Source organism: Agriterribacter sp., assembly GCF_035445465.1.
In the GTDB taxonomy this organism is placed as follows: domain Bacteria; phylum Bacteroidota; class Bacteroidia; order Chitinophagales; family Chitinophagaceae; genus Agriterribacter.
Map to the genome: position 1 here is coordinate 83867 of NZ_DAOMQT010000010.1, position 17827 is coordinate 101693.

Consider the following 17827-nt stretch of genomic DNA (forward strand, 5'->3'; position numbering starts at 1 on the left):
AAGTATTACTGCATCGCAATGATCAGAGCTTATAAAACTGTTCAGCATTTTTATGTAAAACCAGGTGCGCATCAGCTTCCTGTAAAAGGTCTGAGAGGATGTTCCGGTAAACTATCCAGTGATTTTCATAGGAACCCGCGAGCAGGCTCACCGGCCAGTCGCCACCGCAAAAACAGCGGCTGGTTCCAAATAATTCCAATGTATAGGCAATATATGGGCGGATATCATCTGCAGTCCAGCCGGCGGGATTACCCGATGCGGTTCCCAGCCCGGAAATTTTAGCATATACGTTACTGTTACCGGCAATCGTTTTCATCAATTCTCCCCACCTTCCAAATTTTTTCTTTTCCGCAATAGGCGGCTGATTCAAATGATCAAGCACAATTTTAAGATCAGGGATTTTTTCCGAAACCTTTATGGCTGTCAGAAGATGATCATCGTTTATGCCCACCACATCATAAGGTATATGATGCATTGCCAGTATCTGCAGGCTTTCCAGCACTTCACTTTGCAGCAACCATGCAGGATCCTGCTCATTATGAATTAAATGCCTTACGCCTTTAAAATATTTTTCATTTAAAAAATTTTCATTCAGTATCCCGAATGTTTTGGCCGGATCCATCAAAGGCAGCCAGCCCACAACACCTGCAACCTGATCATACTTCCGCGCTGTTTCCAGCATGAATTCGGTATCCTGCATATTATTAGCGGCCTGTACCAGCACCCCCTGTGTAACTTTCGCGGCCGGTAAAGAAGGTAGTAATTCCCCGAATAAATATGTGCGGTTTAATATGCTGGTATCATTTTTCAGCCAGTCGTATGCTGCTCTTTCCAGGTCCCAGATATGGATATGCGTGTCAATAATCATTGCTTCTGTATTACTGTTTAGCCTGTGAGTAGGTTACTGCTATCATGTTTACTATAAGCATTCAATCTTTTGCCTGCTCCTGTGCAATTACAGGCTTCGTTTGCCTGTACAGGTGATTTATTTTCTCCAGCACCTGAGCCGGGTTTCCGCCATGCTTCAGGTAATTCTGTACAGGTATTCCGGCTTCGTCCTGGAAATGCAGATATCCATTATACCGCGGCCGTACATAAGCTCTTTCCAATGCCGGCAGGGTATTTATAAAATAATCATTGGTGTTATGGTTTACATTTTCATCTTCCCACGCTTTTTTGTGTGCGGGTTGGCCTCCGTGTTCTACATATAGTGTTGTCTGAATATTTTCCGATACGATCCATTCTGCAAACTGCAATGCCCGGGATTTATGCTTGCAAAATGCCGATACAGATAATCCCGTACCTCCCAGCGTACTACGTAAACGGCTACCTGCAGTTTCAAATCTAACAAGATCTGTATAATGAAGAAGATATTTTGCATAGCCCTTTCTTGAATAGTTGGAATAGCCATACGCAAAAGGGCAGTACCAGAACTCATCTGAAGAAGACATCATTTCCGCTATGGCAATAGGATTACAATCAAACATTTCCGGGTTTATCCGGCTCCACAATGATCGCATGGCATCCAATGCCTGCAGCCCGGTTTGCTTATCTATAACTTCTTCTTTATTTAAAAAAGGTTCTTTTCCAAAAGCTATACAAAGCATATAGAAGTTCATCAGCAGATCAATAGGAATAGCCGGCACCGCTACCCTGCCCATATCCGCCATTGCAATTACTTCCTCCCATGAGCCGGGTACCGGAATGCCTTGCTGTAACAACAAATCTTTCCGGTAACTGGCAACAGGTGTGGCTGCGTCAATGGCTAAAGCCCACTGATACCCTCCATACTGATAGCTTTGATGGGAATAGCCTGTTGAATATTTCAACTGATCCTGTAAGTAAGTTCCGGACAGGTACTGGTCTAACGGAAGCACACATTGCGTTGCAGCAGCACATCCAACCCAGGGATGATCTATGATCAGCAGATCGTACGCTTCTACCAGTTTTTCTATAGGGAAGTCGGCGAATTCCTGGAGGGTTCTTTTTTTCCAGGTAATATGAACTTCCGGGTAAAGCTCATTAAACCGTTGTGAAGCGGCAACCAACGGCGTATACCCCCTGCTATGCCCCCAGGTTATCCCCTTTAATTCAATCATTCCGGACATCAGGTTAATCTTTTTTGAGCTAACAATATATGTTCACAAGCCATTACAATTTCATTGCACTGGTTGTACACTTCTACCAGCTCAGTAACTAAACCCTGAGCAGGGTTTTTATACTCTTTTTTGCCTTTTACCGTAACTTTTACTTTTATGGTATCGCCAATATGCACAGGCTTTATGAACCGAAGCCTTTCATAGCCGTAGGTAAACGCTACTTCATTGATTTGAGAAGCTGTCATTCCAACGGCTACGCTGAATATGAGCGTACCGTGCGCTATGCGTTGTTTGAATGGTTGGGTTTTGCACCATTCGGCATCCATGTGGTGAGGGAAAAAATCGCCGGTTTGCCCTGCGTGTAATACAATATCTGTTTCCGTAATGGTACGCCCGATGGTATCCCGTACTGTTTGTTCTGTATAATCTTCAAAATATATTTTAGTAAACATAGCAATCAAAGATTTGATATTTGAATTTTTAGATTAGATTTGAGATACTACAAGCTCTATCATTAATCAATATAAAATCTCAAATTTTAAATTGTTCCGGTTCGCGATATTTTACCGTTTGCAGATGCTCGCAATATAACACCAGTTCGCCTTCGTTCTTAAATATTTCATAACAGGCCCTGTATAGCCCCATGTCTTTATATTTCGGTTGCTTGTCCAGATCGGTTTTGATCGTATAGATCGTATCGCCAATAAATACAGGTTTTATAAACCTTAGCTTATCATACCCATAGCTAAATGCATTTACACAATTGGTTGCCACCAGGCCCAACCCGGCGCTAAACACAAATGCTCCTGCCACCAGCCGCCGGCCAAATATACCCTCTTCCTTAGCAAAAATTTCATCTGCCACGTAAGGATGCATATCAAGCATCAAAGCATTAAACTGCATGCTTTCCCCTTCACTTATTGTTCTTCGTATGGAACGTATGCTTGTTCCCGGAACAATATCTTCATAAAACCAGTTTTCTGCATTCCATACCGGGATGTCTTTGTGTTTAGATGCGTCTTTATTCGGGTTCATACAAACAGCATTATTTCATTAACGAAAACCAATAATTATATTCGTGTCATTTGATTCGGGGTACTTTTTTACACTTACCATTTTCCCGTTCTTCCACTCTCCTTCCACCTGCTTATTACCCGGCACATGGAGTTTGAATTTAACATTCCATTCAACAGGCCAGGCAGGAACCAGGTACACATCGTTATTTTCAGCCTGCATCAGCATGCTTTGTATGGTGTTCATATAATTACCTGCATGGCATTGATCCGGCGTATAATCATAATTGGGGCCCCAGAATCCCGGAAAGCGAAACCGCTTGTCGTATGCCAGGCCGTTAATCTTCATAATTTTAGCGGCACTATCTGTTAAGCCAAGCATGGCAGCCTGGATAGCCGTTTGCTGCCACCCTGAATAGGCTCTTTGCTTTTCCTTGAAGGTATTGATGGCAACTTCTGTACCTTTTTTCCCGGGGCCATATATCCGGAACGGAAATACCGGATACAGTTCAGGGTACTCAACATTTATTTTGTTTTTGTAGGACTGTACAGGTAAGATGACCTTCTTACCATCCTTCACAGCGGTTGGTATGGCAGGAAGCTCCTTTTGCAGTTTGGCGCATAATGCCAATGCATCCTCATCTTTTGTAAGTTCCATCACGCTTGCGGTTACAACTATAAGTCCCGCAATATCCGGTGTTGGATTTACAGCATTGATATACGTTTCAAGCGATTGAGCCGGGGTGATCAGGAGCTTTCCTGATGCATCACGATGATAATGCTGATCATAGAACAACAATACTTCTTTAATAAAAGGAATCGTTTTCTCCCGCAGCATTTTCTCATCTCCCGTGTACCTGTAATAATCTAATAAATAGTTCGACATTTCAAGCCCCGTAATGACCAGGTCTTTTATATACGGATTAGTTGAAATTCCCGGCTGCAAATTCGTTCTGTCCCAGCCTATGTCGCCGCCTCTCCATGCGCCCCAGAAATGAGTGGTTTCCAAAAAACGGGCGCCATCATTTTTATGGAATTTTTTAGTCATTTTTTTAGCAACCGGCAACAGGTTTAAATAAAAATCAATGAACGGCTGTATCTGGTCAAAGTCGCCGGAAGCCAGCATAGGATAATACATCAGCCTTGTATTCTGCCACCAGAAAGCGCCGCCCCATAACCTCGCGTCTGCCGACTTTCCGGATACCCTGCCAATCGCCTCATTGTAAGTATCCAGCACCAGTGTAGATCCATTGAATTTTATGGGCAGGTTACCTCTTCCTCCCACCGCATTCACATAACGCTGCAATACATATCCCCTGTTTAACAGAAAGAGCGTATCGTTCAGCTTTTTATCTGCCGTATTAAAATAAACATAACTCCTGTTCCAGAAACCGGACCACCATTTTTTATGAGCAGCCAGCGCAGCAGTTGCTGTAGTCTTATCTGATTTAGCGGCAAGATTTTGAAGTGCATCTATATAGCCTTGCCTGGTATCTGTTTGCTGTACCAGCACAGTTGTTTTGATAATAAAATTTTTCTGCGGTTTAGCAGTATATAAAACCGTATCGTTTAAAGCCTGTAACCCCGTTCCTTTCACAAGTGCACCGGAAGTTCTGTTTTTTAAGGGATTGGCTATTCCTTCATTTAAAAGCCCATTGGCTTTCATTAATTCATTCCAGAATACTTCATTTTTATTTCTGTGAAACCAGATGATACCCCCGCCGGAACTTTTTAAAGCATCATCTGCTTCCATAAAAGGTTTGAAAGGCATTTCATTGTCGCCGTATTCAGTTACATATTCATCCTTGTTCCAATCGCGTGTTTCGGTGCGCCATATATTGTTGGTCACTTTTATTTTAACAGGAACTGCAGATGAACCTGAAACTACTATTTCCGGGCTGTTGGCATCCACGCGGAACTGTATGTCGGCCAAACTGTTTTTTATACGGAAAACACCATCATTCAATAACAACTCTTCTGCATAGTTTTTTCCGTTTACTATGATATTGGGCTCGAACTGAATGGTTAATTTTCCAACTTTTATCAGGTTATCCATTCCATCCCGGCTATCGGTGGTACCCAGGTAAAACTGTAATTTTCCTTCTTTATCCGTCCATACCTGTGAAGATATTTCGCCATTTCCCAGGGGCATGGAGCTCCAGGAATCTTCTCCCCGTTCAGAAAACCGGAGATTAAAATCTTTTACCTGTTGTGCTGAAACGCAAAATGCAAAATGCATTAAAAAGGCAGTAACCAAGATATGTTTAACCATCATTATCAATTTATAAAAAACAATTCCTTATAACTCAAACTCTTTTTCTATAGCTAATGTATGTTCTCCCAATGCCGGCGCCCCCTTAGCTGATTTCAATACTTTTCCGTCTACACGAACGGGGCACCGCGTAGTTTTTATTTTTTTGTTTCCCGAAAATACCTGCTGTTCCATATCCAGCACTGTATAGCCTTCGCTTTTTAATAATGTATTATAATCAAAAACATCCGAACACCATATATCTGCAGGTTCAAGAACATGTAACCATTCTTTAGTTGACTTTGTAAGTAAATGATCTTTCAAGATCAGCTTTATTTCATCCCTTTTATTAAACCATTCGGATGGCTGGTCATAGCTGCACAGCAAATCACATTGCAGAAGCTGTCCCAGCAAGGGAATAGATCCCATAGCCAGTGCTATATATCCATCCGCCGTTTGATACACGCCGTAGGGCGCTGCAATGTATGCGTGCCCGTTATTAACCGCGCTGCGATCGGGTAATGCATAACCATCATTAAAGAAACAGGTTAGCACCTCAAACTGAAAATCTATTAAACTTTCCAGCATACTTACCTGCACCAGCGCTCCTTCCCCTGAATCAAACCGGCTAAACATCGCCGCGAGTATGCCCTGCACCAGGTGGGTGCCTGCCAGTATATCGGCCGCAGCCACGCCCATAGGGGTAGGCTGATCCGTTTGATTACCGCTTAAATAGGTGATGCCCGAAACCGACTGCAATAAAAGATCCTGTCCGGGAAAGCTTTTCCATTCTCCCTTTTCGCCATATCCGCTGATCTCAGCATAGATGATCGCCGGATTAAGCTGCCTCACTGTTTCATACTCCAATCCTATTCTTTCCATTACCCCGGGACGAAAATTATGAATGAGAATATCTGCCTTCCTGATCAGCTTCTTAATTTTCTCCAGCTCTGTTTCTTTTTTAATATCTGCAGCTAAGCTTTCTTTATTCCGGTTGATGGCATGAAATATCGTGGATTCCCCCCCATCAATCTTTACGTCCGATACATATAATGTACGGCACAGGTCACCAATAACAGGACGTTCTATTTTAATTACCCTCGCTCCCATATCGGAGAGGCGTAAGCTGGCATAGGGCCCGGATAAGAACTGGCTGAAATCCAATACCAGTATATCTTCTAATAGTTCACTCATAGTTTTAACGATAATGCAGCCTTGATGTTTTCTGTATGCTGTCCCACTGCCGGCGCTGGTTTATCGGAAAGCAATAATTGACCGTTTATACGCACAGGACAACGGGTAGTTGTGATTGCTTTATCGCTCAACTGTACCTTTTGTTCCATTTGCAATACCTTATACCCCTCCGTTTCTTTTAATTGCCGCCAGTTTAAAACGGGCATCACCCATAAGTCAAGCGGCTGTGTTTTTTTTAGCCAGGATGCGGTAGTACCCGTAAGCAGATGTGTGCTTATTGCTGCCTTTATCTCATCTCTTTTCTCAAAAGCCTCTTTTTCTTCAAATTGCTTCAATGCTTCACAGGCAATGGCCGCGTTCAGCTTATGAAGCGGCATCATGGCAATGGCAATATAGCCGTCTATGGTTTGATAAATGCCGTAAGGTGCGCTGAGCAATGAATGCCCGTTGTTAATGGCAGAGCGTTTATGATGGCGTTTACTCTGAAAATAGGTAGTGAAAAATTCAAACTGAAAGTCAATTAATGTTTCCATGAGACTCAGTTGCAGCAAAGCACCCTGCCCTGTTTTCTTTTTACGAATGAGCGCAGCCAATATGAACTGAACCGCCTGGTTGCCGCACAAATAATCGCCAATCCCCAGTCCGAAAGGAAGCGGGTTATCATGATAATTTCCGGTGGAATGCGTAAGACCTGACAATGATTGAATAAGCAAATCCTGCCCTGGTTTGTTTTTCCATGGACCCTCCTTTCCATAACCGGAGATTTCTGTGTAAATAATACCGGGATTTATTGCTTTTACTGCTTCGTAATGCAATCCTTTTTTTTCCATAATCCCGGGCCTGAAATTGTGCGTGATTATATCTGCCTCCCGGATCAGCAGCTTTATCCATTTCATATCATCCGCATCATTCAGATCAGCGGTAAAACTATCTTTATTGCGATTAATGGTATGAAACAACAGGGAACTTTCACCGGCCCATAAATTCTTAATCGCCAGCTTTCTGCCTGCTTCTCCCTTTTGCGGACGTTCAATTTTTATCACATGCGCTCCCAGGTCCGCCAGGCGAAGGCCAGCGCAGGGTCCGGATAAATATTGACTGAATTCCAATACAACAATGCCTTTTAACGGTAAATGCATAATTGTGTTTTAATAGATTATACTTAGTAAACATCACAGCAGCGAATTACCTTCACGGCTGCAGTATAATGGTTTCACCAGGTGATGTTGCGATCTCAATTATTGCTGACTCAATTTTTTTACTGCCATCCTCATTGCTCAGCGTTCCTTTTTTGCCCCATGGCGATACGATCTTTAATGTGCCGCCTTTTTCGCTGTGAATGCTTACCTGCCTTATTTCTCCATCTTTAAGTGTTGCGCTTACAAGAAAAGCCCCCACTGCACGTAAGTTTTGGAATTGTGCATCTTTTGCTTTATCCCAGTTTGGAAAAAGCCTGATCGTTCCGTTATAGCTCTGCATCAAACATTCATTAATTACTACAGGCAATGCAAAGTTCTCGAACCATATTCCCATAGCTCCCATATAATCATATTTTGTATGGTCTTTATACCGGCCATGTACCTGCATTACTTTATCTGTTGCCGTTCCATTGGGCAATAAAGAATAATGCACATGTCTTTTAAATCTTTCTACATCCAGCATTCCGATACGTGCGGCCTGCAGGTTAATAAATACCAGGTCATTACCTCCTTCATTTTGCTGATTATAGAATGTGTTTTTTAATAATTGCTTAGTGGAATCATCGGAATGCAAACCATGATCTTCGCCGGGAAACACGGTCATGAGTGGCGATGGAACATTGTATACCACCTGGTCGTGCTCTTCCGGAACAGAAACCAGCACTTCACCGTATTTCTTTGAAACGGCGGTAGGATAATCCGGGAAATTAGCCAGTATATCTTTTACATCATTTAGTATGACCTGGTCAGTTGCTTCCGTTTTTAACACGGTTGTCATTTCTTCAAATGCCTTAAAGATGAATTTCGTCAGGGTCAGATCAACCGTACAATCATAATTATATTTAAAGCCGGGCCTTAGCGCATATAGCTCCGGTGGTATCGTTGGAAAAATATGATACTTGTTATCCTTCCAGCGCGCGCCGCCTCTTGCCTCAGGTCTTTTCATGTATGCTACTAAAAATTCAACCGCTTCTTTTATAGGTGTATATGCCCTTGTCTTTAAAAAAGCCGTGTCGGCGGAATACAAATAATGCCACCAAAGCCCCTGTACAGACCATGGTGTTTCGCATATTTCCCAGCCCCAGTGCGGAACAGGGTAGGGATTCATTGTCATCTCTACCGGATAGGCAGAATGGGGGAAATAGGCGCCGGGAAGCTTGTAATAATCCCTGGCCCAAATCCGGCTAACGTCTATCAGGGATTCTATAAGGTTGACATAAGGAATATTCTTTTCAAGATGGTTGCTCGAAAAAGTCATCCAGAATGGCTGTTGTGTATTGTAGTTCATGTGATAATCGCCATGCCATGCAGTACCAATCTTATTGTAGCTCCAGTTGGCAAACAGTCCGGGAGTTGTTGCACCATCCTTTGCAGCGCAATTAAAAAAATAAAGATTCCGGTACCATATTTCTTCGAGGAAATCATCACTCAAACGCACACCCGACTTTGACCAGTACGATTTCCATGACTCATCAGATGATACCCTGGATTTACTGTATGATGCTGCGTCCGGTTTTTGCGGATCTGGTTTCTTGGGCACATCTGTATTTAATCCTTCAGTTAACGATATGCTTGCCATAAATTCATTCCCTTCCTCCAATGCGGCTTCCAGGTTCTGCATCTCTTCATGGTTTCCATCCCAGTTTATCCGGCTTGTTTTCGTTAAAGGGAGATTACTTGTTGCTGTAAGCCTGAACGCCTTGTCCTTCGGATGACCTTTCCGGACATCATATACATCAGGCTCCTGGTAAGGTAACACCTGCCTGAAAGAAAGTGTTCCATCATTCAGGAACTCATCACTGGTATATCCCGGAAACTCCGAAGGAGTGGAAGGATCCGGCATTACCTTCATTCGTTTAAAAATATTGGGAGCCTTTTTCCCCTCCTCATCCACCAGTTGCATCCACAATTTATCTTCCTTCATATCGGTAAACAACTGGAGTTTTATTTTCTTTTTATTGACATCCAGCAAATACACTTCACACAAACCATTTGAAATATCGAGCGAATGCCCCAGCAGCTCTGCGTCTCTCCTGTCGAACCCCAGCAATACAGAACCACAGGGAAAAGGCCTTGGGTAGGGCTGCCGGTAGTTTTCCTGGGCCATAGCGCTGTACTTTTTATACCATGGATCGTCTGTAAGCAGCTTTAAGGTATCTGATATTTTGCTTACTTTGTCAAATACATACTCAAAAGTGCCAATTTCTTTTTTGTTTTTTTCGGCAATGCGTATATCCCATACATTATTATGTCCAAAATAAAGCATTACCCCATCAGGCCTTGTAGTTACAACCACACCCATTCCTCCGTTACCCAGTAAGGCACCCTCAAAAAAATCAACTGCGGGCTTATCATAATGCAGCGTATGTTTTTTTGCCAAATCATAAGATGATATTTCAGGGGATGACTTATTGTTGTTACAGGCTGGCAGGCACAAAACAATTATGCATAGCCACAAAATAGAAGCTTTCATTTTATTATATATAGATAAAGAAAAAAGGAGGCAGCAGTTTTTAGCAGTCTTTTACTAAAAACCACTACCTCCATACGAAGCCCTGTACATTTAAGATAAGGCCTTAATTATAGTTAGGATTTTGCACCAGGTTTTCATTCACATCCATTTCGCTTTGCGGGAAAGGGAATAAATAATGCTTGCTTGCATCAAACGCACGCTGATTTCCTCCCGGGTCTACGAGGGTGGGAATATAAGTTTCAGCCGTTTTCCAGCGTTTAATATCCCAGTATCTTTTACCTTCCAGTCCAAATTCCACTCTTCTTTCATGCCGTATGCGTTCTCTCATTTGGGGCTGCGTCAATCCTGTTGGGATCGGGGGCATATTTACGCCCGGTCTTGCTCTTACTTCATTAATAGCATCGTATACAGATTGATCCGGGCCGGTGGCTTCATTTTTAGCTTCGGCATACATCAGCAATACTTCACTGTATCTCAATAAAACCCAGTCCTGCTCACTTTTTGTACCATAATCAACAGGCAATGCATCCCAGTTCAAGCCTTTTACAGGTTCGAATCCTGTACCGGATTGCGCATTGTAATTGAAACCCATTTCAACACCGGCAGAATTGATTACTTTATCTTCAAAAGCCTTAACGGTCATCAACAAGCGCGGGTCTCTGTTCAGCCTCCAGTTAGCGGTATTGTACAATGGTGAAGATGTAATGGGAAGTCCATCTGTGCATTCATAATCGTCAACAAGCTCAGCACGCGGATTAATTGTTCCATGCCATGCAAACTGAATGTCGGGACCTTCTGCAGAACGGTCCGGATTAAGATACCTTGCCGACATTAAAATTTCAGGATTCCCGCTTTGACCTGTTGCCAGAAATAAGGTTCTGTAATTATCAAAAAGATCAAATTTTCCTTCCTGGATAACGAGGTTGGCTGCTTCTGCAGCAGGTCCCCATTGCTCATTATGCAATAGTACTTTTGCCTTAAGCGCTAAAGCTGTACCTCTAACCGCATGACCGTTATACCCTGTGTTCGGCAGGCTGCTGATGGCTGTTTCCAGATCGGCAAGTATTTGGGTTACCACTTCCGCTTTTGTGCTTTGCTTTACTTTAGCCTCTGCTATAGTAACCAAACTGGTATGCAGCGGAACGCCACCATAAAACTCGGAAAGCGTGAAATAGAACATGGCTCTTAAAAAGAGTACCTCGGCTTTGTACTGGGTCTTAATATTATCCGGAACAGGCGCCCTGTCAACATTTTCGAGGAAAAAATTACAGGAACTGATCCCCCGGTAACATTCATTGTAAATACTGGAAACGATACTACCAGAGGTGGGCTCAATAAGCCCCTGCCCTAAAGCGACCAAACCCGAACCCTGGTTGGCGCAAACATCGCCACCCAGCACATCCCAGAACATGGTATTATGATTAAAGGTAGAAGACAATATCCTGGCATACACGCCGGCAAGCGCCATATCTACTTCATTCTGGTTGCTCCAGAATGTAGGACTTGATAATTGATCGAGGGGATCTTTATCCAGGAATTTGGAACACGAAGTGAGATATATCCCTAAAATTCCTATAGTAAATAGTTTTATATACTTATTCATAACGATAGTCTGATTTTTAATTAAAGTGTGGCTTTAACTCCTGCAGCATATGTGGTTACCTGGGGATATACGCTAAACCGGCAACCCGTACATGATCTTTCAGGATCAGCCCCGGGATAATCGGTAACGGTCAGCAAATTGTCGCCCGAAACATATACACGTAAGCCTTTCAAACCTATTGACCTGGTCACATCATTTGTAAAGGTGTAACCAATAGCTATGTTCTTTAATCGCATATAGGAAGCATCCAGCAACCAGTACGTTGAGGCTGTGCCCGTATTGGGCTTATATTGCGACTGGTAAATAGCAGGTGTGGTATTAGAAGGATTGGACGGTGTCCACATATCTTTAATATAATCTAATGTGGGAGGCGAGCCTTGCACAAAAGGTGTATAACCCCATGCCATATGCGATCCGCCTACGTACAATTTGTTTCCCTGAACACCCTGAAAGAAGGCAGACAGGTCCCAATTTTTCCAGGCAAGATTAATGCTTCCGCCGTAGTAGAATTTAGCATAGGCGCCATCAACCACTACGCGGTCTTTAGAATCAATTACGCCATCATCATTAGCATCCCGGTACCTAAGGTCTCCTGGTTTGGGATTAAACGGATGTACAGGTGCTTTGTCTATTTCATCCTGGCTCTGGAAAATACCATCCCATTCAATAAGATAGTATGCATTAAATGGCAATCCCTCCATTACAATTGTATTTCCATATGTTGGGCTCACAACATCCAGCACTTTATTTTTGAAGGTGGTGAAATTAAAGTTAACATTATAGGATAGCTCACCAATTGTATTCCTGTGACCCAGTTCAAATTCCCAACCGGTATTCTTCATTTTACCATAATTAATAGTGGGGGAATTTAAGCCTACGCTGGCAGGAATGGGAATCTGGTATAGTATATCATCGGTTACTTTATTAAACCAATCTACAGTAAGAGAGATCAGCCCGTTTTTCATGCTAAAATCGGCGCCGAAATCAGTAACTGTAGTGGTTTCCCACTTAAGATTACGGTCTCTCAACGCATTCATTAGTACACCTGGTGCTAATCCGTCAAACGGATAAGAAGTGGTAGACAACAGATCCTGGTATGGATACAATCCTACATTCTGATTACCCAATTTTCCCCATGATGCCCGTAACTTAAGGTTATCTAACCAGCTAAGCGAACGTAAAAAGGATTCTTCCGAAACCCTCCACCCTGCCGATACAGATGGGAATGTACCCCAGCGGGTTTCCGGCGCTATTCTTGAAGTGCCATCTCTGCGCGCATTAACTTCAAACAGGTATTTGCCTTTATAATCATACATCAAACGGCCAAAAAGAGACTGAATGGCCCATTCGTTAGCGGTTCCTCCCGTTGATTGTCCTAAAGCCGCCCCGGCATTAAGCTCAGATATAGTGGTGGTTGGAAAATTAAGCCGCGACCCGCTTAACTCTCTGTAATAATTAGATTCCTGGTTGTAGCCTGCCAATATAGTCAAATCATGATCGCCAAAAGACTTCTGGTAATTTAATGTAGAATAAAGCGTAGTTTCAAAATTCTGGGTCATTAAATCACGTACACCCTGTTGCCAAACAGCATTGTTGTGCGCATAACTGCCATCATCAAAATAATAGTTATTTATGGGACTCTCATGGCGTTTATTAAATTCGCTGTTAAAGCCTATAGCGCCTTTGGTAAGCCAGGTAAGATTTTTAGCCAGTTTTACCTCTGCATATATTTGCGGTCTCATGCTATACAGGTTTATTTTCCTGGATCCGCTGGCTGTAATAGCATCAGGGTTTCTTACGGTCCACTCACCAATGGTATTGCTGTACCTGGCCACAAAACCTGTAGAGCCATCCGGCAAAGTCATGGTTGGTGTATAGTTAGGTCCGGAGTACGCGCTCATTACAAAATCATTATCTCCAAAATTCTCCTGTACAATATCGCGTTTGCTGAGCTGAATATTACCCCCTATTGTTAACCAGTTTTTTACTTTTGTATCAACAGATAATAAGAGGTTGTATTTTTTAAAATCATAAATACTCATAATGCCACCCTGATCCAGGTAACCCATGCTCAGGTTAAACGTGGTTTTTTCATTTCCGCCACTAATACCTATATGGTGGTTATGAGCAAGTGCATTACGGAAAACATGATCTACCCAATCAAAATTCGGATATTTGTCAGGATCATTTCCATTTTTAAAAGCATCAATTGTCGCCTGGCTGAAATGAGGGGTTAAGCCATCTCTCAGGTTTGCTTCATTCCACAAAGTCATATACTCTGCTGAATTCGTTAACAGTTCAGGTAATCTTGTTGCTTTTTGTACCTGGAAATTACCATGGTATTGAATGGTCAGGTCCCTTGCTTTTCCTTTTTTAGTGGTAACCAATATTACACCGTTTGCTGCTCTTGCACCATAAATAGCAGATGATGCTGCATCTTTCAAAACAGAAACGGATTCAATATCATCAGGATTCAAACTGGTCATATCACCCATTACACCATCAATCAATACCAAGGGGCTGCTGCCCGCTCCACTAAAGGTACCTACGCCACGGATGCGCAGTTCCGCATTGTCGGCTCCCGGCTTTCCGGAACCTTGTGTAACCTGCAACCCCGAAATTTTCCCCTGCAAGAGGTTTTGTACATTGGTTGCCGGGCGCTTGGCAAGTTCCGCTCCGCCAATGCTCGCAACGGAGCCGGTTAAATTTATTTTTTTCTGGGTACCATAGCCCACTACTACCACCTGATCCAGTTCCGAATATTCCTTATCGAGCGATACATTATAATCCAGCGCGGCCCCAACGGTTATTTCTTTTTCTGCATATCCTATCGCAGTTATTACAAGTACATCATTTGCTCCCGCCTCAATAGTAAACCTGCCGGAAAGATCGGTTTGGGCACCGCCGGATTTACCTTTAATTTTTATACTTGCGCCTGCAACAGGCGCTCCGTCCTGGTCTTTTACTGTACCGCTAATTTTGCTTTGGCGGATCTCCTCCGGGCTCAATTCGTTGGAAAGATCATCCGCCCTTACGGAACTATTAAAAAAAAGCATTAAAAAGAGCAGCCCTGAATACATAGCAGCTCCTGCGAAGATGGAATGCGTAGCATGTCCATGCTTACAGTTCGTTCTGGTTACAAGCATACCGTTAAATTGTTTGATTTAAGATCAGAAATAGTTATAATGACTGAACAAACCTAACCACTAAATCCTGCGTTCCTGTTGCCGATCTTATTGATTTTGTAAAGTATTTTACCCTATTGTTTAGATTCTATCTCTCAGAAAACACTTATATTGCTTTTCTTAATTAACAAATCTTTGACCGGTGTGAGCAAAACTGTTTTTGTAGAGCTCTTGTACATCCTTAATTCTATACGATAAGTAATAACTTAACATCAACAATTCTTATGAAGCCTGAACTCATTGTAGATGCTCCGATTATTGGTGAGAAAAAAATTTGGGTGAAAAAAATTTATAAACCTTATTTCGATCATCCCTTTCATTTTCATAAGCTATGTGAGCTTACCTGGGTTGAAAACGGTTATGGCAAACTGATCCTCGGTGATTTTGTAGGAAATTTTGCAGAAGGAGAGCTGATCCTGGCCAGTCCGGAACTGCCACATCTCTGGAAATGCGATGCGCTATACTATAAAAAGAAAAAAGATCTGTATACAAAAGCATTAGGGCTTTATTTTCCACTCGAATTTATAAACAGGGTTACCGATGATGCAGGAAGCATCAGTTTATACAACGACTTAATGCACAGGGCAGAAAGAGGCTTAAGATTTCATGGAGAAACAAGGCTGAAGATCATTGAAAAGATTAAGGAAATTGCACAATGCAGCGGGTTGGCTCAGCTGGGCATATTTCTTCAGGTCGTTGATATGCTATCCAAATCAAAGGAATATACTGCATTGGCCAGCATTGGTTACAAAAGTTCAACCAATGAAAACGATATGGAACGCTTTAATGACGTTTACCAGTTTTTGCTGAAGAATTTCAGCAGGGATATTATGCTGGAGGAAGTTTCCCGCATATGCAATATGACACCCAATGCTTTTTGCAGGTATTTTAAGCAGAAGACACAAAAAACGTTTACCCGCTTTTTAAATGAAATAAGGATCGGACATGCCCGAAAATTATTACAGAATGAAAACTATTCTATAAAAGATATCTGCTTCGAGTGCGGCTATAATAACCCGGTAAATTTTTTCTCCTTTTTTAAGCAGATCACAGGGCAAACGCCAAATGGCTTCAGAAAAAAGATGCACAATTTGAAATAAAATGCTGCAATTGTTTCCTGATCATACTTCGGATGATAATAAAAAACATAGTTTTGGTTCCGTTTATGTTTTTTAACTCTGCATCATAAAACAAGTCCATACCCATCAATTGTATGATCACGCACATTCAAATATCTGATGCCCGTTTTCCATTGGCTAAAGGGGCTGGTAGTGATGCCATGCACCGGGATCCTGTTTATTCCTACGCTGTTACCACACTTAAGGATGACACTGGACTTAGCGGCACAGGACTTGCATTTACCATTGGTGAAGGCAATGAACTGGTATGCAAAGCCGCGCAGTTTTACGCCGAAAAATTAAAGGGAAAAGACATTGAGGATCTGATGTCAGACTTCGGCAATATCTTCCGTCAATTCTCGAACGATCAGCAGTACCGCTGGCTCGGACCTCATAAAGGAGTTGTTCACCTCGGATTGGCTTCCGTCACAAATGCCTGCTACGACCTTTGGGCAAAAAAGCGAAAGGTTCCGCTTTGGAAACTACTTACAGACCTGAGCCCGAATCAGATCATAAATACACTGGATCTTTCTTACCTGGAAAATATATTGACAAAAGAAGAGGCACTCGGGCTGATAAAGAAAAATGAAATGGGCAAGGATAACCGTAAAGCCATTCTTCAGCAAGGTTATCCCGGTTATGATACTTCCGTGGGATGGTTTAGTTATTCCGATGAACAGGTTAAAGAAAACGTGCAAAAAGCAGTTGCAGCGGGCTTTAACGCGATTAAGCTAAAGGTTGGATCAAAAGATCCGGATAGGGATGTTTCCAGGTCGCATATGGTAAGAAAAGCCGCAGGCGACCAGATCAAGATTATGCTCGATGCCAATCAGCAGTGGACACTACCACAAGCTTTAAAAATTTGCGGGGAATTGCAGTCAATGAACCCTTACTGGATTGAGGAACCCACCCATCCTGACGATGTGCTGGCGCATAAGGTACTTGCTGAAGCGATCGCTCCAACCCCTTTAGCCCTGGGCGAGCATGTACCCAACGGCATTATGTTCAAGAATTATCTCCAGAGTAACTGTGCAGGATTTATACAGGTTGACGCTTTAAGAGTAGGCGGGGTAAGTGAATTTATCACCGTTAGTCTGATGTGCAGAAAATTAGGGATACCGGTTGTACCTCATGTTGGTGATATGGGCCAATTGCATCAGCACCTGGTGCTTTTTAATCATATTGTTTTGGGGCATGACGCGTTATTTCTGGAACACATTCCCCATCTTAAAAAGCATTTTATCCATCCGGCTCAAATCGTTGATGGTAAATACAAAACGCCGGAGGTTGCCGGCAGCAGTTGCGATCTTTATTTTTAACAACGCCTATTCCTGCTGTAAAGGGAGCATCTGCAATGATTAAAGCGAAGACAGATTTCTCCCTGCCTGCGGTAAGCAGACCGCGTTGGAATGATTGTAGCCATTTTTTTCTTCCTACCCGTCTGCAGAGGGGACGATGTACGGCCGTTTGCCGTTCCCTTCGATTAGACAGCAGTACTACTGTGAATCCGACTACAGCATACTTACCATCATCGTTGATGAGTTGGTAAGTTTAGCCAGGTTCAGGAGTGCCGTAAGTTGAGAAAGCATAGCGTTCTACCGCTGAAGTTACAGTAGTAAAAAAGCTTAATCAGGGCGTATTCCCGAAAACGGGCGGTATTCGTTTTCGGGTGGCTTTTGGTTACTTTTTCCA

The 17827-nt window shown here is 42.7% G+C and carries 12 protein-coding genes; 2 read left to right on the top strand and 10 right to left on the bottom strand.

Features of this window, described 5'->3' with window-relative positions:
• Positions 1-22 precede the first annotated feature (22 nt).
• From PLE34_RS07700 to PLE34_RS07745, 10 genes are all read right to left on the bottom strand, one after another.
• Positions 23-868: an amidohydrolase family protein gene (locus PLE34_RS07700; RefSeq protein WP_324555575.1), complete on the bottom strand. Its 846-nt coding sequence runs from the start codon at positions 866-868 to the stop codon at positions 23-25.
• A gap of 61 nt (positions 869-929) precedes the next feature.
• Positions 930-2108 (bottom strand): extracellular solute-binding protein, encoded by a 1179-nt coding sequence (locus PLE34_RS07705; protein WP_324555577.1) that lies wholly within the window; start codon positions 2106-2108, stop codon positions 930-932.
• Positions 2108-2551, bottom strand: a complete 444-nt coding sequence (locus PLE34_RS07710; RefSeq protein WP_324555579.1) for a MaoC family dehydratase — start codon at positions 2549-2551, stop codon at positions 2108-2110. The genes PLE34_RS07705 and PLE34_RS07710 overlap by 1 nt, the downstream gene beginning before the upstream one ends.
• 79 nt (positions 2552-2630) lie before the next feature.
• Positions 2631-3134 carry a MaoC family dehydratase gene (locus PLE34_RS07715; protein WP_324555581.1) on the bottom strand — a complete coding sequence of 168 codons (504 nt, stop codon included), beginning with the start codon at positions 3132-3134 and terminating at the stop codon, positions 2631-2633.
• An 18-nt stretch (positions 3135-3152) separates the two neighbouring features.
• Entirely contained in the window at positions 3153-5384 is a 2232-nt protein-coding gene (locus tag PLE34_RS07720; RefSeq protein ID WP_324555583.1) for a DUF5703 domain-containing protein, read from the bottom strand.
• Between the two features lie 27 nt (positions 5385-5411).
• The gene (locus PLE34_RS07725) at positions 5412-6557 is read right to left on the bottom strand and encodes a CaiB/BaiF CoA transferase family protein (protein ID WP_324555585.1); all 1146 of its coding nucleotides are present in this window, start codon (positions 6555-6557) and stop codon (positions 5412-5414) included.
• Positions 6554-7696 (bottom strand): CaiB/BaiF CoA transferase family protein, encoded by a 1143-nt coding sequence (locus PLE34_RS07730; RefSeq protein WP_324555587.1) that lies wholly within the window; start codon positions 7694-7696, stop codon positions 6554-6556. Before PLE34_RS07730 ends, PLE34_RS07725 begins: the two co-directional genes overlap by 4 nt.
• A gap of 52 nt (positions 7697-7748) precedes the next feature.
• A complete protein-coding gene (locus tag PLE34_RS07735) occupies positions 7749-10136 on the bottom strand; it encodes a glycosyl hydrolase family 95 catalytic domain-containing protein (RefSeq protein WP_324555589.1) in 2388 nt (795 codons plus the stop codon).
• Between the two features lie 196 nt (positions 10137-10332).
• A complete protein-coding gene (locus PLE34_RS07740) occupies positions 10333-11832 on the bottom strand; it encodes a RagB/SusD family nutrient uptake outer membrane protein (protein ID WP_324555591.1) in 1500 nt (499 codons plus the stop codon).
• A 20-nt stretch (positions 11833-11852) separates the two neighbouring features.
• Positions 11853-14978, bottom strand: a complete 3126-nt coding sequence (locus PLE34_RS07745) for a SusC/RagA family TonB-linked outer membrane protein (protein WP_324555593.1) — start codon at positions 14976-14978, stop codon at positions 11853-11855.
• A 263-nt stretch (positions 14979-15241) separates the two neighbouring features.
• On the opposite strand from PLE34_RS07745, the gene PLE34_RS07750 reads away from it, so the two are divergent.
• Both PLE34_RS07750 and PLE34_RS07755 read left to right on the top strand, forming a co-directional pair.
• Positions 15242-16117, top strand: coding sequence for an AraC family transcriptional regulator (locus PLE34_RS07750; RefSeq protein ID WP_324555595.1), 876 nt, complete (start codon positions 15242-15244; stop codon positions 16115-16117).
• Between the two features lie 113 nt (positions 16118-16230).
• Positions 16231-17454 carry an enolase C-terminal domain-like protein gene (locus PLE34_RS07755; RefSeq protein WP_324555596.1) on the top strand — a complete coding sequence of 408 codons (1224 nt, stop codon included), beginning with the start codon at positions 16231-16233 and terminating at the stop codon, positions 17452-17454.
• Positions 17455-17827 lie beyond the last annotated feature (373 nt).